Origin of the sequence: Proteus sp. LHD240705, assembly GCF_047921555.1 — a bacterium.
Classification (GTDB): domain Bacteria; phylum Pseudomonadota; class Gammaproteobacteria; order Enterobacterales; family Enterobacteriaceae; genus Proteus.
The window spans coordinates 53,660-77,122 of sequence record NZ_JBLRMI010000011.1; the positions used below are offsets into that span (position 1 = coordinate 53,660).

21 protein-coding genes are annotated in these 23,463 nt (G+C 37.7%); 20 read left to right on the forward strand and 1 reads right to left on the reverse strand.

The annotated features are described in order from the left end of the window. The first annotated feature begins 611 nt into the window (after positions 1–611). From yddG to ACNART_RS16610, 20 genes are all read left to right on the forward strand, one after another. Entirely contained in the window at positions 612–1,526 is a 915-nt protein-coding gene (gene yddG, locus ACNART_RS16515; RefSeq protein ID WP_198620603.1) for an aromatic amino acid DMT transporter YddG, read from the forward strand. A 211-nt stretch (positions 1,527–1,737) separates the two neighbouring features. After that, on the forward strand, positions 1,738–3,012 hold the full coding sequence (locus ACNART_RS16520; RefSeq protein ID WP_368927879.1) for a bifunctional O-acetylhomoserine aminocarboxypropyltransferase/cysteine synthase: 1,275 nt from the start codon (positions 1,738–1,740) through the stop codon (positions 3,010–3,012). A 107-nt stretch (positions 3,013–3,119) separates the two neighbouring features. After that, the gene (locus tag ACNART_RS16525; RefSeq protein ID WP_198632588.1) at positions 3,120–4,502 is read left to right on the forward strand and encodes a protein-tyrosine phosphatase family protein; all 1,383 of its coding nucleotides are present in this window, start codon (positions 3,120–3,122) and stop codon (positions 4,500–4,502) included. A gap of 272 nt (positions 4,503–4,774) precedes the next feature. Next, positions 4,775–5,362: a TetR/AcrR family transcriptional regulator gene (locus ACNART_RS16530; protein ID WP_368927880.1), complete on the forward strand. Its 588-nt coding sequence runs from the start codon at positions 4,775–4,777 to the stop codon at positions 5,360–5,362. 26 nt (positions 5,363–5,388) lie between these two features. Beyond that, a complete protein-coding gene (locus ACNART_RS16535; RefSeq protein ID WP_368927881.1) occupies positions 5,389–6,249 on the forward strand; it encodes a transcriptional regulator in 861 nt (286 codons plus the stop codon). Next, entirely contained in the window at positions 6,249–6,767 is a 519-nt protein-coding gene (locus ACNART_RS16540; protein ID WP_006536331.1) for a FidL-like protein, read from the forward strand. The genes ACNART_RS16535 and ACNART_RS16540 overlap by 1 nt, the downstream gene beginning before the upstream one ends. A 665-nt stretch (positions 6,768–7,432) precedes the next feature. Then, the gene (locus tag ACNART_RS16545; RefSeq protein WP_004249182.1) at positions 7,433–7,711 is read left to right on the forward strand and encodes a BMC domain-containing protein; all 279 of its coding nucleotides are present in this window, start codon (positions 7,433–7,435) and stop codon (positions 7,709–7,711) included. 20 nt (positions 7,712–7,731) lie between these two features. Next, positions 7,732–8,016, forward strand: coding sequence for a BMC domain-containing protein (locus ACNART_RS16550; protein WP_006536329.1), 285 nt, complete (start codon positions 7,732–7,734; stop codon positions 8,014–8,016). A 14-nt stretch (positions 8,017–8,030) separates the two neighbouring features. Then, entirely contained in the window at positions 8,031–8,309 is a 279-nt protein-coding gene (locus ACNART_RS16555; RefSeq protein ID WP_006536328.1) for a BMC domain-containing protein, read from the forward strand. Positions 8,310–8,382: 73 nt separating this feature from the next. Further along, complete coding sequence (locus ACNART_RS16560; RefSeq protein WP_196532949.1) at positions 8,383–10,050, forward strand: acetaldehyde dehydrogenase (acetylating); 1,668 nt, start codon at positions 8,383–8,385, stop codon at positions 10,048–10,050. Between the two features lie 26 nt (positions 10,051–10,076). After that, positions 10,077–10,340 (forward strand): EutN/CcmL family microcompartment protein, encoded by a 264-nt coding sequence (locus tag ACNART_RS16565; protein WP_064721253.1) that lies wholly within the window; start codon positions 10,077–10,079, stop codon positions 10,338–10,340. Positions 10,341–10,347: 7 nt separating this feature from the next. Then, positions 10,348–11,496: a 1-propanol dehydrogenase PduQ gene (locus ACNART_RS16570; protein WP_368927882.1), complete on the forward strand. Its 1,149-nt coding sequence runs from the start codon at positions 10,348–10,350 to the stop codon at positions 11,494–11,496. A gap of 56 nt (positions 11,497–11,552) precedes the next feature. Continuing rightward, positions 11,553–14,984: a choline trimethylamine-lyase gene (cutC, locus tag ACNART_RS16575; protein ID WP_198620596.1), complete on the forward strand. Its 3,432-nt coding sequence runs from the start codon at positions 11,553–11,555 to the stop codon at positions 14,982–14,984. A gap of 100 nt (positions 14,985–15,084) precedes the next feature. Continuing rightward, positions 15,085–16,035, forward strand: coding sequence for a choline TMA-lyase-activating enzyme (cutD, locus tag ACNART_RS16580; protein WP_198620595.1), 951 nt, complete (start codon positions 15,085–15,087; stop codon positions 16,033–16,035). A gap of 13 nt (positions 16,036–16,048) precedes the next feature. After that, positions 16,049–16,576 (forward strand): BMC domain-containing protein, encoded by a 528-nt coding sequence (locus ACNART_RS16585; RefSeq protein ID WP_198626485.1) that lies wholly within the window; start codon positions 16,049–16,051, stop codon positions 16,574–16,576. Then, positions 16,576–17,220, forward strand: a complete 645-nt coding sequence (locus tag ACNART_RS16590; RefSeq protein ID WP_198626484.1) for a phosphate propanoyltransferase — start codon at positions 16,576–16,578, stop codon at positions 17,218–17,220. The genes ACNART_RS16585 and ACNART_RS16590 overlap by 1 nt, the downstream gene beginning before the upstream one ends. A 17-nt stretch (positions 17,221–17,237) precedes the next feature. After that, entirely contained in the window at positions 17,238–17,942 is a 705-nt protein-coding gene (locus ACNART_RS16595; protein WP_198620592.1) for a hypothetical protein, read from the forward strand. 35 nt (positions 17,943–17,977) lie between these two features. Continuing rightward, positions 17,978–18,385, forward strand: coding sequence for a DMT family transporter (locus tag ACNART_RS16600; RefSeq protein WP_416303642.1), 408 nt, complete (start codon positions 17,978–17,980; stop codon positions 18,383–18,385). Between the two features lie 84 nt (positions 18,386–18,469). Continuing rightward, on the forward strand, positions 18,470–18,796 hold the full coding sequence (locus ACNART_RS16605; RefSeq protein WP_004245856.1) for a DMT family transporter: 327 nt from the start codon (positions 18,470–18,472) through the stop codon (positions 18,794–18,796). A gap of 172 nt (positions 18,797–18,968) precedes the next feature. Then, positions 18,969–20,291: a protein-tyrosine phosphatase family protein gene (locus tag ACNART_RS16610; protein ID WP_416303643.1), complete on the forward strand. Its 1,323-nt coding sequence runs from the start codon at positions 18,969–18,971 to the stop codon at positions 20,289–20,291. Positions 20,292–20,375: 84 nt separating this feature from the next. Here the strand turns inward: ACNART_RS16610 and ACNART_RS16615 are convergent, their stop codons facing one another. Further along, on the reverse strand, positions 20,376–23,453 hold the full coding sequence (locus ACNART_RS16615; RefSeq protein WP_416303644.1) for a MexW/MexI family multidrug efflux RND transporter permease subunit: 3,078 nt from the start codon (positions 23,451–23,453) through the stop codon (positions 20,376–20,378). Between the last annotated feature and the right edge of the window lie 10 nt (positions 23,454–23,463).

Below are 23,463 nucleotides of genomic sequence, written 5' to 3' on the forward strand. Positions count from 1 at the left end.
ACGATCATTTTTGAGGGGTTTGATAGTTAAAAACTACTGATAATCTGTTAACTATAGGTAAAAATTAATGTTAAGAAATAGAAAAATACATAAGTTTATATAATGTATGTTAATTTTGAATTTATCTGATTGATATTTATTGTGTTTTTTGCAGTCAAATAATGATCATCCAAAATAGATAAGGTGTTTATACGTATAACATTATGTTTCATAATATATATTTTATGATAAAAATATTTACATGGTGAAACAAAAATTTACACGTATTGAGGGGAAAAGAAACGAAATAGAATGTTTTTTTACAGAAATAAAAGATTTAAATTTGTTTTTTCAAAAAAAAATAGAAGTAATATTAATTCATTTTTTTTTGAAATTAGATGTCATAATTTTACAATTTATAATTCTTCTCTCTTTTTTTACAACCAAGGGGAGTGGATCAATATATTTTATTTTCAATATAAATTGTAACAAAATGTTTCATTGCTCAAGATTTCCTTTTTATTTTTGCCTATTCGTTTTTCATTTTTTGCATGATAGTAATTAAAGCAATTACATTGATTCTGTTTTAATATCGGTTCTAATGACCGGATCTTGAACTCGAAGGCAAAAAAATGATATCTAGCTCATCAAAAGGGACATTATATGGCATTGTTGCCATTCTACTTTGGAGCACCATTGTTGGCTTAATTCGTAATATTAGTGAGTATTTTGGTGCTGTAGGGGGTGCCGCACTGATTTATACCACAGGTACACTCTTTCTTATTTTGATTTTAGGTGTACCTAAGTTATCACGCTTTCCTAAACGCTATCTTTTCTGGGGAGGGCTATTATTTGTTACTTATGAAGTCTGTTTATCTTTAGCTTTGGGATTTGCAACAGACAGAACACAAGCCATAGAGCTAGGAATGGTGAATTATTTATGGCCTAGTTTTACACTAGCGCTTGCCGTAATACTTAATAAGCAGCGATTCTCTATTTTACTGATTGTCGGATTATTATGTGCATTTAGTGGATTAGTCTGGGTTGTGAGTGGCGATAATCCGCTGACAATTGACGGTTTATGGAAGAATATTCAAAGCAATCCATTAAGCTATATATTGGCGTTTTCAGGTGCCATTCTATGGGCGTTTTATAGCAATTTAACTCGCCTTATGTCTGGCGGGAATAACGGCATTGTACCTTTCTTTTTATTAACGTCACTTGCATTGTGGGGACAATACCTATTTTCAGCACCAGTAGAGTGGATCGTGAATACAAAAAGTATCACACTACTATTAATAACGGGTGCGGCTATTGGGCTTGCAAATGCGGCTTGGACAATCGGCATGATCAGAGGCAATGTGACCTTATTAGCCACACTCTCTTATTTTACTCCCGTTATTTCTACTGCATTCTCATCAATATTATTGTCTACCGCACTCTCTTTCTCATTTTGGCAAGGCGTAATGATGGTGACTGGTGGCTCTTTAATTTGCTGGTTAGCCACTCGTCAAAAAAGGATAAAACCACTTAAAATGGCTAAATAGCACAAAAATTAGCTTCAATATAAACCAAATTGCGTATTTATTGAGAAGTGAATTTTATTCGTCTTCCAGTTAATTAATCGAAGTTGAAATTATTTCACTATGCGATAGGTGGAATATCAGCTTATCTATATTAGTTATAGACTAAAAGATCCTACTTCGATTTAGTATCTAAGTAATACGATAAGAACAAATGCAATAAAAAGGGATTGCTATGAAACTTGAGACACTTTCTATTCACGCCGGTTATTCACCTGATCCAACCACAAAAGCTGTTGCTGTGCCTATTTATCAAACGACTTCTTATGCGTTTGATGATACGCAACATGGTGCTGATCTTTTTGACTTAAAAGTGCCTGGAAATATTTATACCCGAATAATGAACCCAACCAATGACGTATTAGAAAAAAGGGTTGCGGCATTAGAAGGCGGAATTGCGTCTGTTGCTGTGGCATCAGGTATGGCGGCAATTACTTACGCTATTCAAACTATTGCCCAAGTGGGTGACAATATTGTTTCTGTCGCGAAGCTTTATGGCGGCACATATAATTTAATGGCGCATACATTTCCACGAATTGGTATTGAAGCGCGTTTTGCTCCTCATGATGATATTGCTGCACTTGAAGCGCTAATTGATGAAAATACCAAAGCGGTATTTTGCGAAACAATAACAAACCCAAGTGGGAATATTGTTGATATTAAAGCATTAGCAGATGCTGCTCATCGTCACGGTGTGCCTTTAATTGTTGATAATACGGTTGCAACACCTTATTTGTGCCGTCCTTTTGAACATGGTGCGGATATTATTATTCATTCGTTAACCAAATATATTGGTGGTCACGGTAATTCGATTGGCGGTATTGTTGTGGATTCTGGTAAATTTCCGTGGGCTGAACATAAAGATCGCTTTGAAATATTAAATACACCCGATATTTCTTATCACGGGGTAAATTATGTTGAGCATTTTGGTGCAGCTGCTTATATAGCAAGATGTCGTGTTGCTCCTTTGCGTGGAACGGGGGCGGCACTATCGCCATTTAATGCTTTTTTAATTCTACAAGGGTTAGAAACGTTGGCGCTACGCATGGATCGACATACTGAAAATGCACAAAAAGTAGCAGAATATTTGCAAAATCATCCCCAAGTTGCGTGGGTTAAATATGCGGGCTTAACTCATCATCCTGAACATGATTTAGCGGTACGTTATATGTCAGGTAAACCTGCGGGTATTCTCTCTTTTGGGATCAAAGGGGGGGCAGAGTCTGGGGCGAAATTTATTGATGCATTGCAACTCATTGTTCGCCTTGTGAATATCGGTGATGCAAAATCATTAGCATGTCATCCAGCATCAACCACTCATCGCCAATTAAATGATGAAGAATTAGAACGTGCAGGCGTTTCACGTGATTTAATTCGTTTATCTATTGGTATTGAACATATTGACGATATTTTTGCAGATTTAGAGCAGGCATTAATGGCCAGTATTTAAATAAAAAAACACTTTATATTTTATTCTTATGAAAATCTTACCAAGCTTGGTAAGATTTTTTATTTCTATGGAATGTGAAATGGATTTATTTAAAATAAGGAATAATCATGCTAGAACCTATTGGCGAAAATAAAGTTTTACCAAAAGTATCTGAAATAAATTGTGATTGTGGATATTCTCATCCTTCTGGTGAATATCTTTTAGATATAAAAAATACTTCTGTTGAATATAAATCTTTTAAACCTGAATATGAAATTCTGTTTGCTAGAGAGTTAAAGGAAATTAAAGGAAAAATAAATATTAATAATAGAGTTGATATGGATAATATCTTTTATGAATGCAATGTTGATGATCAATATAATTGTAGTGATTTAAAGGAAAATACAGAGCTAGGGAATGGTAAAAAAAGAGAAGTAAATAAGAAAGATTATATGTTATTTGAGAATGGAGGAAATGTTATAGAAAATCAAGACAGTTACTATACATCTCTGAATGGAATGAAATTACCTTATTTTATAAAGAATGTGGCAGATAAACTCAATTTCTATCAAAAAAAACTGAGGAAAATGAATTTAAATGGTATAAATAATAGTGTTTTATCTAAATTGGAAAATATAACGCTTAAAGAAATTGGTAAGCAAAGTAATAAGTTGCTTAATAATCTAAATAATTATGTTTATCCTAAAGATAAATATACCCAAGTAGATAATCAAAGGAATAAGCACAGTCAATTTTGTCAAAATACACTAATTAAAAATTCATCTCAAATTTTTCCAGCTAATGAAATATTAACGCCTTCAGAGAATAAGGCTATTTTATCTGAATATCCATTACATACGAAATTAAATCAATATCTAAAAATGTTGTTAAATGAAAATATTGATGTTGTCTATATTTTATCTGATAAAAATGAGATTTTTAATTATAATGATATAAAATCAATTGAAAGAAACAATGTTAATAATAATTCTTTTATGCTTGATGGGGGTAAATTTAAATATTTTAAGTATTTTGATTATTTTATGAATAATAATGATGTGGCTGTAATAGGAAATAGTTATGAAAAAAAACAAAGTGAGATGTATGATAATTATCCTATTATAAATTTTGAATTATATACTAATAATGTAAGCGATCGAGATAAAGAAAAGTATATTAAATTTGTTCATATAAATAATTGGAGAGCTGGAACATTAATGGATCCTTTTATCTTAGAAAACACGATTAAGTTTATAGAAAAAGAAAAGTTAGAGACAGACAACTATAACTTCCTTATTCATGGAACTGATGGAATGAATAGAACAAGTGAGTTCTTTGTTATAAAGGAGATAATGGATACTATAAATAATAGTGGGGAAAATAACCAATCATTAGAGGATATTATTCATCAATTAAAAGCTGATAGAAGCCCTCACGTGCTTAATAGTCCTGAGATCCTTATTGAACTTGCTGCTTATGCTTTGGCTAAAGGTATTCCTTTGGTTAAATAGTAAAATAATGGGTAAAATTGACAAGTAATAAGTAAATATTTTTAATGGTTTATTGTTTGTTGATAATAGTCAAATTGTTATTATCTCAAATTTATAAATATAAAGATGAAATCAATATTTATATTTTTATTTTATATTTTCAAAAATAATATAGTTAAATAAATAAGGGAGTGTGAAGTGAACTACAATATTTATAATTAATCGACTTGAGTCTAAAAGGGATTGATTTCGATCAATAAGGAACATACCGACTGGTCGGTATTATCCTTGTCATGAATACAACTGCGCATCACCGAAAAAAAGACCCAATCCGAGTTCAAGAACAATTATTGGAAGCGGCAAGCATTATTGTGGCTAATGAAGGAATAGCCTCTCTCTCTTTAAATGCCGTAGCAAAAGAAGCAGGGGTAAGTAAAGGTGGATTACTTCATCATTTCCCCGGAAAACTAGAGTTGGTGCACGCGGTCTTTAAGCGTTTATTAGGTATTATGGATAGCCGTATTGCCGTTATTATGGAAAATGATCCTATTGAAGCGGGGCGTTTTTCTCGCGCATATTTAACTTATATTTCTGATTTAAAACAGTCAGACGAAAGTCGCCAATTAGCCATATTGTCTTTAGCCATGCCAAATGAACCTATTATGCGCAAATGCTGGCGAGATTGGATGTTAGAACATTTAGCCAAAGGCGATAAATTAGATAATAGTTATTTAGGGACTTTAATTCGTTATGCTGCCGATGGTCTTTGGTTATCTGAATTAACAGAAGGCCCTACGATTTCACAAGAAGAGCGTAGTGCATTAGTTAGACGATTATCTGAAATGACATTTGACTATATGGCAAACACAGCAAATCAGTAATTTTAATCAGGATGAATGAGGGCACAATGAAATACAAAATAAATGCCTTAATTTATTACGACGCAACGGATGGCGCGATATCGTTAGAAAAAGAGAGTGTTGATACACATCTTTCTATTACCGCAAATGCGTTACTCTTTTATTTTATTCAGCACCCTGGAGTTGTTAATCGTGATGAAGTATTAAAACGGGTTTGGGATGATAACGGATTAGTTTCATCAAACAGTAATTTAAACCAATATTTGAGTTTATTACGAAAAACATTTCGTCATTATGGCATTGAAAACATTATTGTTACTATTGCAAAAGGGCGATTAGAATTTAATCCGGATATTTCAGTTGAACTCATTGATGATTCAACGCTATTACCTTCAACTCAAACGAATGAAGAAGCACCTATTTTAGTTAAAGATGAAAATCAAATAGCTGTTGAAACAACGACACCTTTATCTTTAACGCAAACTCAAATACCTTTAGAGTCTACGCAAGAAGAAGCGCCCCAAAAAACACAGAAACCTGAAATTTGCTGGTATTTAGCCAGCATTGGTTTTTTATTAGGTACAATATTTCTTGCGGTGATCATCTTTTTTAACCAACATCAATCAAAGCCAATTTCACTAACACCATTAACACACAATGATTGTGAATTACTTTCTAATGAAGCCATGATTAATTCTGCAGTAAGTGATAATTATGTTCGCAATTTTGATGCGGTAAGAAAGAAGCTTAATTTACAGTGTGTAAAAGGCGAGCGATTTGTTTTCTTTTATGGTGATAAATTACAAACAAATGGATTAGGGCGGGTATTTTTAGCACATTGTGCAAAGAACGAAGATAACCCATTTAGTTATTGCGATAATTACTTTTACTATTCTTGGAAATACTAATGAAAATCTCAGGGAAACTTTTATGTTTTTTATCGGCCCTGATTTTTATCTTGGTCGCCACTTATGCAGCAACAAGATTATTAACCATTAAAAATGAAGGTGTCATGGTTTGCTCAACCAAAGGCATTATGCGTTTTGAAAATATGGAAGATGAAAATGTAAATGGTAATATTCATTTTTCATTTGGTGCCAATGGTAAAGGATCGATTGTTGTTGAAGGGTATACCACCTCAAAAGCAGGGTGGTTGTATTTACAACGCTATGTGAAATTTGATTATACAACTAAGCGTGTTTCACCGACTGAACGTCACTATTTTGTTAGCCAATGGGATGCTAGTGCATCATCAATTGATGAATCACCTGATGTGATTTTTGACTATTTTATGCGTGAAATGTCAGACAGTCATGATGGGTTATTTATTAATGCACAGAAGCTAAATGAGAAAACATTACTTTTAAGTTCGCTCAATTCACCCCTCTATATTTGTACCTTAAAACCGGGTAGTAAATTCGATTAATTGCCCTGATTATTTGGTCTCATTTTTGCAAAGGTGGCTTGTACATAGCCGCCTTTTTGTTTGTCTAAAACTCAATATATCCCATCCCCTTAATTAATCTTCTTTTCTCACACATTCCTGATTTTAGCTCTTTTGCTTATTCCTTAATTTGAACCGATTGTCTACATGACATTTATAGTAAAGAGTACCCATCTTTATTTTTTATACACCGTAGTAAAGGTTTAATTTTGATAAATACGTTATCAACAAAAAAATAGCACGATTTGTATATAGACTCTATTTAGCCTTTTTCAATTATTGATCTCACGTTCAAATATCAGTGATATTCCGCACATCTTTCCCGTCGATATGTACCGGCTTTTTGCACCTTTTCAACATCCTTCTAACAAAGTTAATTTGCCTGTTTTTTAATCTATTTTTTATGAGGTTCAATAATTTTATAACGATGAAAAAATGAAATTAACAGTATGAAAATATAAATAGAGGCATAAATAACGCTAAATAGCAGAGTTAAATTCTATATGTGTTCATATCATGGATTTATATTTTGTTTTCTTTTTTGCGCGTTATAGTGATTTTGAAACCAACGTCTGCGTTTAAAAAATCACCACGCAGACACAATGGGCAAACGTAAACCGTTAAACGGCTTCTCGGAGGAAATGAAAATGGGTGATGCATTAGGTCTGATCGAAACCAAAGGTCTGGTGGCATGTATTGAAGCCGCTGACGCTATGTGTAAAGCCGCGAACGTTGAACTTATTGGCTATGAAAATGTGGGTTCAGGTCTCGTGACTGCGATGGTGAAAGGCGACGTAGGCGCAGTGAAAGCTGCAGTGGATTCAGGTGTGGAGTCAGCACAACGCGTGGGTGAAGTTGTTACATCGCTCGTGATTGCTCGTCCTCACAATGACATCAACAAGATTGTTATCAAACACAAGGCATAGTTTCTGCCTTAGGAGAACGTATGGGTGATGCATTAGGACTTATTGAAACTCAAGGGCTGGTTGCTTGTATTGAAGCAGCTGACGCGATGTGTAAAGCGGCAAATGTTGAGTTAATCGGCTACGAAAATGTGGGTTCAGGTTTAGTAACTGCAATGGTGAAAGGTGATGTAGGTGCCGTTAAAGCCGCTGTGGAATCTGGCTTAGAAGCTGCTCAACGTGTTGGTACGGTTGTGACTTCATTAGTCATCGCTCGTCCACATAACGATATTCAAAAAATCGTTGCCCAGTACAAAGTGACTGAATAACGAAGGAAATAAATATGAAAGAAGCACTAGGTCTAGTTGAAACCAAAGGTCTTGTCGCTTGCATTGAAGCTGCTGATGCAATGTGTAAAGCAGCCAATGTTGAACTGATTGGTTATGAAAACGTCGGTTCAGGTTTAGTGACAGCGATGGTGAAAGGCGATGTCGGTGCAGTCAATGCAGCGGTTGAGTCAGGTGTTGAAGCGGCGAAACGTATCGGCACCGTCGTGACTTCTCGTGTTATTGCAAGACCGCATAACGATATCGAGAAAATCGCACAACAGCACAAAGCCTGATTACTCAGGCGTGCTGTAAAGCAAAGAAATAAGTTATTCAGCTAAATTTTTTAACTCCTGTATGGGGGAAGACATGGTTGCATTAGATAAAGATTTGCAATCCAGACAACTGGCTCGTGAGCTAGTTCGTAACGCGAAAAATGCACAACTTGTTTATGCTAAGTTTTCGCAGGAAAAAATCGACAGTATTGTAAAACACATTGCATTTGAAGCCGCTCGTCATGCAGAAGAGTTGGCGAAAATGGCGAACGAAGAAACAGGCTTTGGTAAGTGGGAAGACAAAGTGCTGAAGAATACCTTCGCGTCATTGCGTGTGTATGAACATATGAAAGACATGAAGACCGTTGGCATTATCAATGACGATAAAGTGAAAAAAGTCATGGATGTTGGCGTGCCTTTAGGTGTTATCACGGCGTTAGTCCCTTCAACTAATCCAACATCAACCATTATCTATAAAACCCTAATTGCACTGAAAGCGGGTAATGCGATTATTTTCTCTCCGCATCCAAATGCAAAACAGTGTAGTTTCCGTGCGTTAGAAATTGTTAAAAAAGCGGCGCTAGAAGCTGGTGCGCCAGCAGGTATTGTTGATGGTGTGACATTACTGACTCTGGAAGCGACAAAAGAATTAATGCACAGCAAAGATGTGTCATTGATTTTAGCGACTGGTGGTGAAGGTATGGTGCGTGCAGCTTATGCATCTGGTACGCCAACCATCAGTGGCGGCCCAGGTAATGGTCCTGCATTTATCGAACGTAGTGCGGATATCAAAAAAGCAGTGAGCGATATCATCACCAGTAAAACATTCGATAACGGAGTTATCTGCGCATCAGAGCAATCCATTATCGTAGAACGTTGCATTTATAACGAAGTTCACCGCGAGTTATTAGCGCAAGGTGCTTACTTTATGAATGACGAAGAAGCAACAAAAGTGGCTTCAATGTTACTGCGTGCTAACGGTACGATTAACCCAGCCGTTGTGGGTAAAGATGCGATTTATTTAAGCCAACGTGCGGGCTTTAGCGTACCCGCAAATACGCGTGTATTAATCGCATTACAAGATACTGTTTCACCAAAAAATCCGTATTCACGCGAAAAACTATGCCCAATCTTAGGAATGTATATCGAAGAAGATTGGAAATCAGCGTGCGATCGTGTGGTGCAATTACTGACTAACGAAGGTTTAGGTCATACCTTAGTTATTCATACCAAAAATGAAGATGTTATTCGTCAGTTCTCTTTAGAAAAACCCGTTAACCGTATTCTGATTAATACCCCTGCGGCATTAGGCGGTATCGGAGCAACAACCAATATTACTCCTGCACTTACTTTAGGTTGCGGTGCTGTTGGTGGCGGTTCTAGCTCTGACAACGTTGGTCCAATGAATCTACTGAATATTCGTAAAGTAGGTTATGGCGTGCGTACCGTTGAAGAGTTGAAACAACCTTGTCCTTTAGCACAAGAAGCTGCTCAAGTTGCTGTTTCTGCTTGTGCTGTTTCTAGCGCAAATCACCAGACCAGCATTCTTGATGATGACCGTTTTCGTTCACCTTCTTTAACCCCTGTTCATGCTGAATGTGCCACTGCACAACGTCAAACTCAAGGTGATGATCGCTTTGGTGCATCTCCTTATGCAACGACAGTCAGTGCTTGTGCGCAGCAAGTGATTGAACAAGGTGATATTACCGAAGAAAACGTGGAACGCATTATCAAGGAAGTTCTCGGACGTCTGAGTAAATAACTCATTGATATAAGGCGATATAAACCATGATCCTCGCAAAGGTAATCGGACACGTAGTAGCGACACAAAAAAGCCCAGAACTTAAAGGTAGCAATTTATTAATGATAGCCACCTTAGATGATGAGCTTAAGCCACTGAAAAACAAAACGTATGTTGCAGTGGACAGTGTAGGTGCAGGTATCAACGATGTTGTGTTGGCTGAAGAATACTTTGCACTGAACAAAGATCGTTACAAGGCGATGTCAGTGGTTGCCATTGTTGAGAAGGTTTATCGGGACAGTAAGGAGTAATAACGACATGAGTGAGTTTCTGATAAAACCCAAAATTCAGTTTGGCGCCAATGCACTGGATTTTCTCTCTGGGTTAACTGCCCGCCGCGCATTTGTGGTGACAGATAAAGCAATGGTGAAGTTTGGCTTTGCAAATAAAGTCACTGATAAGTTAATGCAACGAGGTATCGAGTTTCAAGTCTATGATGATGTGGCATCTGATCCTGATATTTCAGCCATTGTTAGTGGTATGAAAATGATGGATGCCAACTATCCAGACTTGGTTATCGCACTCGGTGGTGGGTCTGTTATCGATGCCGCGAAAGCCGTTATGTACTCCCTCTGGCATACCCGTAAAGAGAGCAACAGAACAAAACCACAATTTATTGCGATCCCAACCACAAGTGGCACGGGCTCTGAAGTGACCTCTTTTTCAGTGATCAAATCACGCAGTGAAAAACTGGTCTTGGTTGATGAGTTTATGTTGCCTGATGTCGCCATTCTCGATCCTGAGTTGGTGAAATCTGTACCACCTGCCATTACCGCTGATACAGGTATGGATGTCCTTTGTCATGCGCTAGAAGCTTATGTTTCTAAAGCTGCATCTGATTTCTCTGATGCGATGGCAGAGAAAGCCGTCAAGTTAGTCTTTGGTCATCTTATTGATTGCCACCATCAAGGTGACAACTTAAGGGCTCGCGAAAAAATGCATAACGCATCTTGTATTGCAGGTATGGCATTTACTAACGCTTCGCTGGGTATTACTCACAGTCTTGCCCACGCATTAGGCGGTGTATTCCACGTTCCTCACGGTCGTGCAAATGCGTTATTGATGACACATGTTGTCGCCTTTAACGCCAATCTTCATGGTGATTGTAATAGTGAAGCAGCAAAACGTTACGCCTATCTTGCTCAAAGCTTAGGGCTTCCGGCTAGCACCGTAAGAGAAGGGGTAACCAGTTTAATCGTCGCCATTAATGTATTGAAAGATGAAATGGGTATGCCGAAGAGTATTCGCGATACCGGTGTCAGTGAAGCGGACTTTTATGCCCGTTTAATGGAAATGGTCGGACAGGCTTTACGAGATAGCTGTACGCCGACAAATCCGCGTGACGTGAACACACACCAATTAGAAACATTGTATCGTCAGGCATTTGCCGGTGTATCACACAGTTAATGCTCAACCGAATTAATACCGATTAGGTCAAGTAAAGAACATCAGGAGAGCCTCACATGGCCAAATATTCTTTGACGCCACGCGTAAAAATGCTGGCAGAACGTTTAGTTTCACGTAATAGCTCAATCAGTACAGAGCGTGCGACAATTTTTGATTCATTAGACAACAGCATTGCAGGTGTTCCTCAAGCGATTAAACCTGCACAGCGTTTTTATGAGTTTATCCGCCATTTTCCAAGCTATATTGCACAAGATGAACTGATTATCGGCAGCCAGTCATCAACACCACGCGGTGCGATTTTTCACACTGAAGAAGAAGTGCGTAGTGATTCTATCTACCGTTTCTTAAGTATTAATAATAGCGTTGCATCACCTGATTATATGCTGGTGGTAAACCAAGGTTTCTTAGCAATTAAAGCACAGCTTGAAGACAGAATTAGAAGTATTGGTAGTGCCGTAAATCGTAGCAGTATGGACGAAGCTAATTACTGTAAATCAGCTATTTATGCATGTGATGCAGCACTGTATTTCGCACAAATTCTGTCTGCAAAAGCAGAGAATTTAGCAGCAATGGAAGGTAACCCATACCGTAAAGCTGAATTATTAGATAGTGCGGCTGTATTACGTAAAGTCCCTGCAAAACCAGCAGAAACCTTTAAAGAAGCGGTTCAAGTATTCTATTTACTGCAATTAGTTTTACATCTGGAAAATGGTAGTTACGCAATCAACCCAATGGGATTTGATAAAGCGTTATATCCATTCTATCAACGTGATATTGACCAAGGTCGCTTAACGCAAGCACAAGCCTATGAAATTGTTGAAAGCGTATGGCTGAAATTAGCTGAGCTTTCAGAAGTGCGCGCAACCAAAGAAGTTGATGGTTACCCAATGTTTGATGCAATGACACAGGGTGTGGATATTAACGATCCACGAGTCAGCATCAACGAACTGTCAGAGATGCTGTTATCAGCTCGCGCTAATCTGTCAACCTTACACAGCTCACTGCAAGTGCGTTTATATAATGGCCGTGTGAATTCACAACCTCAATACGCTGCACCTTCTGCAAATTTTGTTGCAGCACCAAGTGCTGATGCGGGCGAATTCAAAGTAATGGAAGGTTTAACGCCTCGCTTACAACGCTTACGTAATCGCTATTTAGAAGCACGCCCAAGTGTCTCTATTTATAGAGCATTAGCATTTACTGAAATTGTTCGTAATAACCCGGGTTTACCACCAATTTTACTGCGCGCTAAAGCTTTCCGTCGCGCATGTGAAACCGCACCTATCTTAATTCAAGATGAAGAGCTGATTGTGGGACATCCTTGTGGAAAAGCGCGTGCTGGTGCTTTCTCTCCTGATATCGCATGGCGATGGGTTCGTGATGAACTCGATACCATGAGTACACGTCCACAAGATCCATTCCAAATTTCAGAAGAAGACAAAAAAGTTATTCGCGAAGAGATTGTTCCATTCTGGGAAGGTCGTTCTTTAGATGAGATCTGCGAAGCACAATATCGTGAAGCGGGTGTGTGGGAATTTAGTGGTGAAACCTTTGTCAGTGACCTTTCTTATCACCAAATTAATGGTGGTGGCGATACTTGTCCTGGTTATGACGTACTGCTTTTCACTAAAGGTATGAACGGTATTAAAGCCGATGCGCAAGCCAAACTGGCTGAATTAAGCATGGAAAACCCTGCTGATATCGACCGTATCTACTTCTACAAAGCATCTATTGAAAGTTGTGAAGGTGTCATTGCTTACGCACATCGCATTGCAGAACATGCGCGTGAATTAGCATCAAAAGAGCGTGATCCACAACGTCGTGAAGAGTTACTGACGATTGCTCAAGTCAACGAAAATGTACCCGCTAACCCACCAAAAACGCTACAAGAAGCATTGCAAAGTATTTGGACAGTTGAGTCATTGTTTGAAGTAGAAGAAAACCAAACAGGTCTTTCTTTAGGTCGTTTAGACCAATACTGCTTCCCAATGTATGAAAACGATATCAAATCAGGCCGTTTAACGCGTGAACAAGCACTGGAAATGATGCAAGCCTTTATCATCAAATGTGCTGAATTAATGTGGATGTCGAGTGAGTTAGGTGCGAAATATTTCGCAGGTTATCAGCCATTTATCAACTTAACCATCGGTGGACAAAAACGCTCTGGTGGCGATGCATGTAACGATTTAACTTATTTGATTATGGATGCTGTGCGCTTTGTGAAAGTGTATCAACCATCACTCGCATGTCGTATTCATAACCAATCACCACAGCAATATATGGAAAAAATCGTTGATGTAGTAAAAGCGGGTATGGGTTTCCCAGCCTGTCACTTCGATGATTCTCATATCAAGATGATGCTGCGTAAAGGCTTCGACTTTGAAGATGCTCGAGACTACTGCTTGATGGGTTGTGTTGAGCCACAAAAATCAGGTCGTATTTATCAGTGGACATCAACAGGTTATACCCAATGGCCTATCGCAATTGAATTTGTATTAAACCGTGGTCGTATGGTGCTGTTTGATAGCTATCAAGGTTTAGATACAGGCGATTTACGCGACCTGCGTACTTATGAAGATTTCGACCGCGCTGTAAAAGAGCAAGTGGCACATATCGTTCGTTTATCGGCAATCGGTACGGTGATCAGCCAACGTGTTCACCGCGATGTTGCACCGAAACCATTAATGTCTCTGCTGGTTGAAGGCTGTATGGAACAAGGTAAAGACGTCACTGCGGGTGGTGCGATGGTTAACCATGGCCCAGGTCTGATTTTCTCAGGTTTAGCGACTTATGTGGACTCAATGGCGGCTATTCGCAAACTTGTTTATGAAGATAAGAAATACACCTTAGAGCAAATCCGTGATGCGCTATTAGCTAACTTTGAAGGTCATGATGAGTTATTACGTGACTGCTTAAATGCACCGAAATTTGGTAATGACGACGATGTTGTTGACCAATATGCGTTAGATATTACGGAATGGACTGAGCGTGAATGCCGTAAATACAAAATGCTCTATTCCACTCTGAGCCACGGCACATTATCTATCTCTAACAATACACCAATTGGTGAGTTAACCGCAGCGACTCCAAATGGTCGTTTTGCATGGAAACCATTGTCAGATGGTATCAGCCCAACACAAGGCGCAGATAAACATGGTCCAACAGCAATCATCAAATCAATCAGTAAGATGAATGTTGAAACTATGAATATCGGTATGGTTCATAACTTCAAATTCCTGAAAGGTTTGTTAGATACTAATGAAGGACGCCAAGGTTTAATTACCTTATTAAGAACGGCTTCAATTCTGGGTAACGGCCAGATGCAATTTAGCTATGTTGATAATGAAGTACTGAAAAAAGCGCAATTAGAGCCTGAAAAATACCGCGATTTGATTGTTCGCGTTGCAGGTTACAGTGCTTACTTCGTTGAATTATGTAAAGAAGTTCAGGATGAAATTATCAGTCGTACTGTGATTGAGAAATTCTAATCATAGCCATAGGGATGGCACAGGCTATCCCTTTTAATCGACAAGACAAGATTTAAATTTATCGAACAGGGATGTTTGATGCAGATTTGGAGGCGTAAAGATGGAGACGGCGGCAGAAACAAGAGGTCGGATATTTAATATCCAGAAATACTCTATTTATGACGGTGATGGTATTCGTACTCTCGTTTTTTTAAAAGGCTGTAATATCCGCTGCCCTTGGTGTTCAAATCCAGAAGGTCTTAGCAGTGAATTTCAAGTGATGTACTCTCGCGACAAATGTGTAGATTGCGGTAAATGCGTTGATGTTTGTCCGGCGGGTGTGCATTACATGACAACCAATGAAAGTGGTAAACAAGTTCATCGTGTTGATCGCGCTGTTGATTGTATTGGTTGTCGCAAATGTGAAGAAGTGTGTATCTCTGATGCGCTTGATATTATGGGAAAAGATGTTTCTGTTTCTGAGTTAATGAAAATCATCATGCAAGATTATGACTTTTACATCTCTTCAGGAGGTGGTGTCACAATCGGTGGCGGTGAAATGAGTTTACAAACTGATTTTGCGGTTGCACTTTTACGAGAATGTAAAAAGATGATGATCAATACCGCCGTGGAAACACAAGCAACCACTAATGTGGCGAATTATGAAAAATTAGCGGAAGTTGTTGATCAATTTCTTATTGATATCAAACACATTGATACCACTCAGCATAAAGCGTTGTTTGGCATTGGTAATGAGAATGTCCGCCGTAATCTAGAGCGTTTAATGGATCTTGGTGCAAATGTGGTTGTCCGTATGCCTTTAGTGCGAGGTTATAACGACTCTTATGATGCGATCACTGGCGCGATTAACTACGCAATGGAACTTTCAAAACGCGGTAATCTTCAGCGCATCGATATTCTTCCTTATCACCAATTTGGACGTAATAAATACGAAAAATTGGAAATGATTTACCCAATGAAAACTGATCCAAGTTATACGCCTGAAGAGCTTGACAGCTTAGAAGCCTTCTTTAAGAAATTTGATTTCGATATCCGTCTTGTCCGCCACTAAGTAGGAGAGAAAGATGAACAGTTTAGGTGTGATTGAAACACGAGGGTTGACTGCAGCCATTCAGGCAGCTGATGCCGCTTGTAAAGCAGCAAACGTGGAAATTATCGGGTACCGAAAAGTGGGTTCTGGGTTGGTATCAGTCTGTTTTCAAGGTGAGATCAGTGCTGTTAAAACAGCGATTGATCATGGTGTTGATGTCGTGAGCCAAAAAGAGTTGGTTATCGGATCATTGGTGATCGCAAGACCAGAGCTAAGTGTTATTACTAAATTACTGACAGTAAAAAGTAAGAAAAAAGCGCCCGCCGTTGCTGAAATAACGCAAGAGACTGCTCTTGAAACAGTCGTTGAAACAATTGCTGAAAAAATAGCTGAAACAAGAGTTGAAGCCCCTGTTAAAAACGAAGTTGAAAACCCTGAAGCTACAAAAGCAGTTGCAGATTTACAGGTTCAAAAGATTGCCTCTGAAACTAAGGCCGCTACAGATAAAGCTCAAAGCAGTAAAAAAGAGATCAAACCAGAAAGCCGCAAAGGTAAAAAATAATGATTAATCAACAACTCATGGGAAAAATTCTCTCTCGCTTACCCGCACATGGCGTAATGTTGGGAGAGACGCAAGGAATGGCTATCCCTGTTGGTATTTCTAATCGTCATGTGCATCTTTCACAGCAAGATGTTGAAGTCTTATTTGGCAAAGGTTATCAACTCACCCCGTTTAAAGATCTTAAACAACCGGGTCAGTTTGCAGCAAAAGAGTGTGTCATTGTTGTGGGATCTAAAGGCTCGATCAGTAAAGTTCGTGTTTTAGGGCCAGTTCGTCCCCAAAGCCAATTAGAAATTTCAAAAGCTGACTGTTTTGCATTAGGTGTAAAAGCGCCAGTACGTGAATCGGGTGATTTAGCCGGTTCTGGCAATGCTGTTTTAATGGGACCTGCGGGTCATGTTGAATTAAAAGAGCAAGTGATTTGTGCTCAACGCCATATTCATATGAGTGAAATTGACGCCAGAATGTTAAATGTCACTAATGGTCAAAAAGTGCATGTCAAAACAGAAGGCGAGCGTAGCCTGATTTTTGATGAGGTCGTTGTTCGAGTCAGTGAGAAATTTTCTTTGGAATTTCATATAGATACTGATGAGGCGAATGCAGCAGGACTTCGTAACAACGATAGCGTATTTATTGTCAGCTAAGGCAATGAGGTGACGTAATGGACAATCAGTTAATTGAAAGGATAGTCGCTGAAATAGAAAAAAGAATGAAAAAGTCAGTGTTGTTAGCGCTTACACCTGCACCGGGATACCAAGATGAAATCTGTCAGCGTATCAACACGTTTTCTCATATCCGATTTTCTCTTTTTGTTACAACACAGGCACAAGTCAGTCATGATTTGTCGAAATGGCGTCATCTAGGAGAAATGCATAACGCGAGTGAGTTCGATTGCCAGCAGTTATCGACTTATCACGCACTGTTTGTTCCTTATTTTGATAAAAAGCTGGTGGGTGAAATTATTAATGGGCTATTTATCAGTGAAGAAGGGAAGTTAATTCATTCTGCACTCGCTCAAAATATTCCTGTTATCGCATTACCTTATTTTTGCCAACCAGAAAGTGAATTAAATGAGATTTTAGGTTTAAATAAAAATAAAGAGTACAACCTGCTTATTCAGGAAAATATTAGTCGATTAAAATCAATGGGTATTATTTTTCATCCTATAAATGATGTTGAAGCTAATTTAATAAACCATGATATTAACCATCAAGCTAAACCTGAATATAAACCTGAAATTAAACAAGAGAATAATAATCGCTATATTACTTTAAATGAAGTAATGAATAAACCTGGAGAATATCATTTATCGAAAGATAAATTGACGGATTCTGCTATTGAATATTTAAAAAGTTTGAAAAATTAATCTTAAATTATATCTGATAACTCAGGAGTCTTATTATGTCACCAAAAGCTAAATCATGGCTTTGGATGCTGGCGGTTATTATTTCAGAAACCTCAGCAACCTCTACCTTAAAAATGTTTGATAATAGTGAAGGTACAACTAAAACATTATTATTAGGCTTAATTGTTGTTCTTTATGTTATTTGTTATTACTCGTTATCGCGTGCAGTAAAAAATATTCCAGTTGGTTTAGCTTATGCGACGTGGTCTGGTACTGGTATTTTAGTAGTTTCTTCTTTAGGTATGTTATTTTATGGTCAACATCCTGATACTGCGGCAATAATAGGTATGGCAGTGATTGCCAGTGGTATTGTGATTATGAATCTCTTCTCCAAAATGGGATCAGAAGAAGAGACAACTGAAACTCCTAATATTAAACAGGCAGCATCGCCAGTTAATAAATAAATCTATTTCTTAATAAATCTAATTTTTAATAAGACTTATCTTTGATAAATAAGAGTTTTATTAAAATAAATAAGGATAACAATTATGTTTACCGGATTCTTATGGCTGGCGCTGTCTATCGGTTCTGAAATCACCGGCACGTCGATGATCAAAAAGACCAATGGCTTTAGTAAATTAGCTCCTTCTGTTTTAGTGATTGCTGCTTACTGTATTTGTTATTTCGCTTTAACGCGTGCAATGGGATATATTCCTGTTGGTGTAGCGTATTCACTATGGTGTGGGTTTGGTATTGTGGGTGTGACTTTAGTTGCCATGATTCTATATAAACAAAAACCAGACTTACCCGCTATATTTTCAATGGCATTAATTATCTCTGGCGGGATAATAATGAATACATTCTCTACGATGTAAGCTAACTTTATAAATTAGATAGTGATTTTACCTTTTTAACTTAAATGCCGATATGTGATTAAACTGTATCGGTATTTTAATTTGTTTTTTATAACTTTTATAAAGGTGTTTTTTTTATATATCAAATCGTTCTCTAATAAGATAATACAGTTTTATATTTAAGGGCATAGATATGATATTATCACCAGTTAATTCAATAAGTGTACCTATTACAAATTCATTAGGATCAAGTGGAGAGGTAAAAAATAGTACTCGGGACAATATAATAAGTATTAAAAATAGCCATAATGAAATTAAGCCAATACTGTTTCCTAAACCACCAGCAGGTTCATCAATATATAAATTATCAAATACGACTTATAGTCTTCCTACTGACTTGTCACCTAAAACACGAATAGTAGATAATAGATTACGTTCTAGACGACAAATTAATAATGCAGATATATCAAATTTTAATTTCACTCAATCTAATAAAGAAGTAAATTTGCGTAATGTGAGAGATAATTTTTTAGTTTCGGTTAAAAAATGCACTGGTAAAGATAAGTATAATGAAAAAGCTGAACAGTTATTTAATAACTTAAATGGTTTAAAATATAGTTCCGCTGATTATCAATCGGTTGAAAATTCTAGATATAGTCAGGAATTAACGTATCGTACAGATACTTTAATAAAATCAGGCGATGTATCATTGCCAGCGAATAATGTTAGTTCTTATAATTCTTCTAATATAACTATTGCATCCCAATATCCTTTGAATAGTAAAGAGAGTTTAAATCATTATTTCAATATGTTATTTAATAACAATATAGATACAGTTTATGTTTTAGCATCGAATGATGATATCAAAAAAGATCTCTCAAAACTGGGTGGTGAATATAATAAAAGTGATTTTGAAAAAGAAGGTTTTAAATATTTTAGAGAAGATTTGGATTTAGATAATATAAATTCTCGCCCCATTGAAAAGTGGGATTTCAGTAAGTTTAAAATAAAAGATAAAAATGGAATAGTTAAAGTTGTAGAAAATAAAAATGGAGAAAATGAATTTTCAGGAAATAAAAGATATTTAAATTGCAAAACATATACTAATTTAGTGACTAAAGAAAACAGTAATGAAAAGAGAATAATAAACTTTGTCCATATTTATGATTGGGCTGATCATACAGGAATAGATGCGACAAAATTAAAAAATACAATTAATGTTATTGGCGATAAATTAAAAATAAACCCAACAAAAGAAAATATAGCGGTTCATTGCCTTGCTGGATTAGGAAGAACAGGGGAATTTATTGCTTTAATGGATATGATGAAAGCAGAACAATTTGGGAATAAAGAAGGAAAAAGTTTAGAAAGTATTATCTCTGATTTAAGAGAAAAACGCAGTGTCCGAGCGCTTTATCAGCCTGAGCAAATTGCTGAACTTTTGAAATATGCAATAAATAATAATATACCGCTACTTAATGATGATATTAAAATAAAACAACATTTGTTTAAATAGCTATAAACAATCCCCATTGCATTCACAATGGGGATTATTTTTACGACATGACTACGACATATGACTTCTTGTTATTATTGAGATTTACAACTCACTCACTTGCTGTAACTGTTTTTGACGTTCTGTTTGGGCGCTGATTTGATGGTTTCGCGCTAAAAAGCTGTACATTGTTGGCAATACAAACAAGGTAAACAATGTGCCAACTAACATTCCTGAGACGATAATTAGTCCTAATCCATAGCGGCTATTTGCCCCAGCACCACTAGCGAATAACAGTGGGATAAGTCCAATCACCATTGCCGCCGTGGTCATTAACACAGGGCGTAAGCGGATTTTTGCTGCTTCAATAATCGCATCACGTCGGTTTAGGTTTTTATGAACTTGCAATTCATTAGCAAATTCCACCATTAAAATACCGTGCTTACTGATAAGCCCAATCAGGGTGACTAAACCAATTTGAGTGTAGATATTTAATGTCACCATACCTAAAGCTAATGGCACTAATGCACCACAAATCGATAACGGAACCGTAATCAAAATAATCAATGGATCAACCAAGCTTTCATACTGTGCGGCTAACACTAAATAGATAATGATAAGCGCCACAATAAAAGCAAAGACTAAGGTATTTCCTTCTTGGGTAAATTGGCGAGAATCAGATTGCCAGTCATGGCTAAAGCCCGCAGGTAATGAATCTGCTACGTTTTCTAAAAAGGCGACTGCTTGCCCCATTGTGATACCCGGTGCGGGGATCGCTTGGAAAATTGCTGCATTTTGTTGATTAAATTGCGTGAGCTTATTAGGCTCAACTTGTGTCGTAATATTTACCACTGTCGATAATGGAATTAACACATTATCTTGAGTACGAATATAGTGCCCAGCAAGTGCTGCTGGCGTTAAACGTTGGTGACGTACACTTTGCGGGATCACATCATAAGATCGACCATCCATACCAAAGCGGTTGATATAATGTTCACCGACTAACAGAGACAGTGATTCACCAATATCCTGCATACGAATACCTAAACTATTGGCTTTTGCTCTATCTATTGCAACTTGAACGACAGGGTTGTTGTAATCTAAATCGCTATCTACCACGACAAACAGACCGCTTTCTCTGGCTTGTTGTTTGATTTGTTCCATTGTTTCAAATAAAACGGGATAACCTAATGGGCTGCGTAATACCATTTGCACAGGTAATCCCCCCACCGAACCGGGCAAAGAAGCTAATTGGAAAGCAAAAATACTGGTTCCTTCAATATGACTTACGCGGTTTTGCAAGTCAGCTTGGATTTGATCTGCATTGCGGTCACGTAAATCCCAACCATCAAAGTTGATCCCACCAAAGCTTGCCGAAGGGCCATCTGTGCCATTAATTATCCATGTGCTATCTGTTTCAGGCAGACTCATATAAATTTCATCAAGCTTCTGATTAAAACGTTCTGCATAGGCTAAATTTGCATGTTGTGGTGCTTTTACGGCGGTTAAGACGCTCGCCTGATCTTCTGAAGGCGCTAATTCTTGTTTTGTCTGGCTATATAAAAACGGCAAGCTGACAAATACGGCTAAGGCGAAAACGAGGGTTAACCAGCGGTTAGCTAAAGAAAAATTGAGTACGTAACCATAATAATGAGCCAATTTATCAAAGACATACTCGGCAATTTTTGCCATTTTGCCTTCATTTTCTTTTGGTTTTAACATTAATGAGCTCATCACGGGTGATAAGGTTAATGCCACAATACCGGATACAATCACACTACCTGCCAGTGTTATCGCAAATTCTTTAAATAGTGCGCCAGTTAAACCTGCCATTAAACCAATAGGCGCATAAACTGCGGCTAATGTAATGGTCATTGCAATAACAGGGCCTGCAACTTCTCTTGCACCCACTAGCGCCGCTTGAACCGGTGATAGTCCTTCTTCAATATGGCGATGCACATTTTCAACAACCACTATCGCATCATCCACGACTAACCCAATGGCTAAAACCATTGCCAATAAAGTCAGTAAGTTAATGCTAAAGCCAAAGGCAAGCATTAATCCTGCTGCACCCAGCATAGATAACGGAATGGCAAGTACAGGAATAAGAACAGAGCGAAATGAGCCCAAACAGAGATAAATAACAGCAATAACAATTAAAATTGCTTCAATTAATGTTTGTACTACTTGGTCAATAGAGGCTTTGATAAAACGTGAAGTTTCAAAAGCAAGCTCCACTTCAACACTTGGAGGTAAGGTTTTTTCAATATCAGCGAGATTTTCACGAATACCATCAACAATAACGAGAGGGTTGCCTGTTGGTGTGGGAAATAGACCTAAAAATACCGCTTTTTTGCCATTCATAATACCACTGGTTTCGGTGGCCGCCGCACCAAGCTCCACTGTGCCAATATCACGTAAACGCACCAGACTATTGCCATCATTACTAATCACCATATCTTTAAATTCTTCGACATTAGTGAGATCAGTATTGACATAAACGTTGGCAATCACAAACTCACCCTCGACTTTACCCGCAGCGGCTTGATAGTTATTACGACGAACAGCCTCTGCCACATCGCTGGCTGTTAAATTGCGTCCTGCTAGTCGATCAGCATCTAACCATAAGCGCATTGCCAGTTGTTGACCGCCAAATACTTGAACTTTAGCCACACCATTAATAGATGAAAAGATGGGTTCAACAACACGAGAAAGATAGTCGGTTAGTTCAGGAATAGAGAGCTGTTCACTAGAAAAACCAACATATGCAACGGCTGTTGATTCACCAGATGAAAGCTCGATAACGGGATCATAAGCTTGCTCAGGTAGCTTATAGCGCACTTGATTCACCTTTGCCATCACTTGCGTTAAAGCTTGAGTAGGGTCACGGTTTAGCTCCATTCTCACCGTGACTAAGCTTTTCCCTTGTACCGAAGAAGATGAAATATAATCCACGCCCTCAACAGAGGAAACGGCTTGTGTGATCGGTTGTGTCACAAATCCTTGCATTAATTCAGATGAAGCGCCGGGATAATCCGTTGCTATCGTGATCGTTGAATTTTGCAACATCGGATATTGGCGAATGGGCAATTTACTGAACGCAAATGCGCCCAGTAAAAAAATCAGCGTGCTAACAACTAACGCCAAAACAGGGCGCCGAACAAAAATATCGGTAAATTTCATTATTAGCTCC

Coding starts and splice junctions, on each gene's coding strand:
- ACNART_RS16520 (WP_368927879.1), top strand. CDS start 1,738: ATGAAACTTGAGACACTTTCTATTCACGCCGGTTATTCACCTGATCCA.
- ACNART_RS16530 (WP_368927880.1), top strand. CDS start 4,775: ATGAATACAACTGCGCATCACCGAAAAAAAGACCCAATCCGAGTTCAA.
- ACNART_RS16560 (WP_196532949.1), top strand. CDS start 8,383: ATGGTTGCATTAGATAAAGATTTGCAATCCAGACAACTGGCTCGTGAG.
- ACNART_RS16550 (WP_006536329.1), top strand. CDS start 7,732: ATGGGTGATGCATTAGGACTTATTGAAACTCAAGGGCTGGTTGCTTGT.
- ACNART_RS16570 (WP_368927882.1), top strand. CDS start 10,348: ATGAGTGAGTTTCTGATAAAACCCAAAATTCAGTTTGGCGCCAATGCA.
- ACNART_RS16535 (WP_368927881.1), top strand. CDS start 5,389: ATGAAATACAAAATAAATGCCTTAATTTATTACGACGCAACGGATGGC.
- cutD (WP_198620595.1), top strand. CDS start 15,085: ATGGAGACGGCGGCAGAAACAAGAGGTCGGATATTTAATATCCAGAAA.
- cutC (WP_198620596.1), top strand. CDS start 11,553: ATGGCCAAATATTCTTTGACGCCACGCGTAAAAATGCTGGCAGAACGT.
- ACNART_RS16615 (WP_416303644.1), bottom strand. CDS start 23,453: ATGAAATTTACCGATATTTTTGTTCGGCGCCCTGTTTTGGCGTTAGTT.
- ACNART_RS16600 (WP_416303642.1), top strand. CDS start 17,978: ATGTCACCAAAAGCTAAATCATGGCTTTGGATGCTGGCGGTTATTATT.
- ACNART_RS16565 (WP_064721253.1), top strand. CDS start 10,077: ATGATCCTCGCAAAGGTAATCGGACACGTAGTAGCGACACAAAAAAGC.
- ACNART_RS16585 (WP_198626485.1), top strand. CDS start 16,049: ATGAACAGTTTAGGTGTGATTGAAACACGAGGGTTGACTGCAGCCATT.
- ACNART_RS16525 (WP_198632588.1), top strand. CDS start 3,120: ATGCTAGAACCTATTGGCGAAAATAAAGTTTTACCAAAAGTATCTGAA.
- ACNART_RS16555 (WP_006536328.1), top strand. CDS start 8,031: ATGAAAGAAGCACTAGGTCTAGTTGAAACCAAAGGTCTTGTCGCTTGC.
- yddG (WP_198620603.1), top strand. CDS start 612: ATGATATCTAGCTCATCAAAAGGGACATTATATGGCATTGTTGCCATT.
- ACNART_RS16545 (WP_004249182.1), top strand. CDS start 7,433: ATGGGTGATGCATTAGGTCTGATCGAAACCAAAGGTCTGGTGGCATGT.
- ACNART_RS16605 (WP_004245856.1), top strand. CDS start 18,470: ATGTTTACCGGATTCTTATGGCTGGCGCTGTCTATCGGTTCTGAAATC.
- ACNART_RS16540 (WP_006536331.1), top strand. CDS start 6,249: ATGAAAATCTCAGGGAAACTTTTATGTTTTTTATCGGCCCTGATTTTT.
- ACNART_RS16590 (WP_198626484.1), top strand. CDS start 16,576: ATGATTAATCAACAACTCATGGGAAAAATTCTCTCTCGCTTACCCGCA.
- ACNART_RS16610 (WP_416303643.1), top strand. CDS start 18,969: ATGATATTATCACCAGTTAATTCAATAAGTGTACCTATTACAAATTCA.
- ACNART_RS16595 (WP_198620592.1), top strand. CDS start 17,238: ATGGACAATCAGTTAATTGAAAGGATAGTCGCTGAAATAGAAAAAAGA.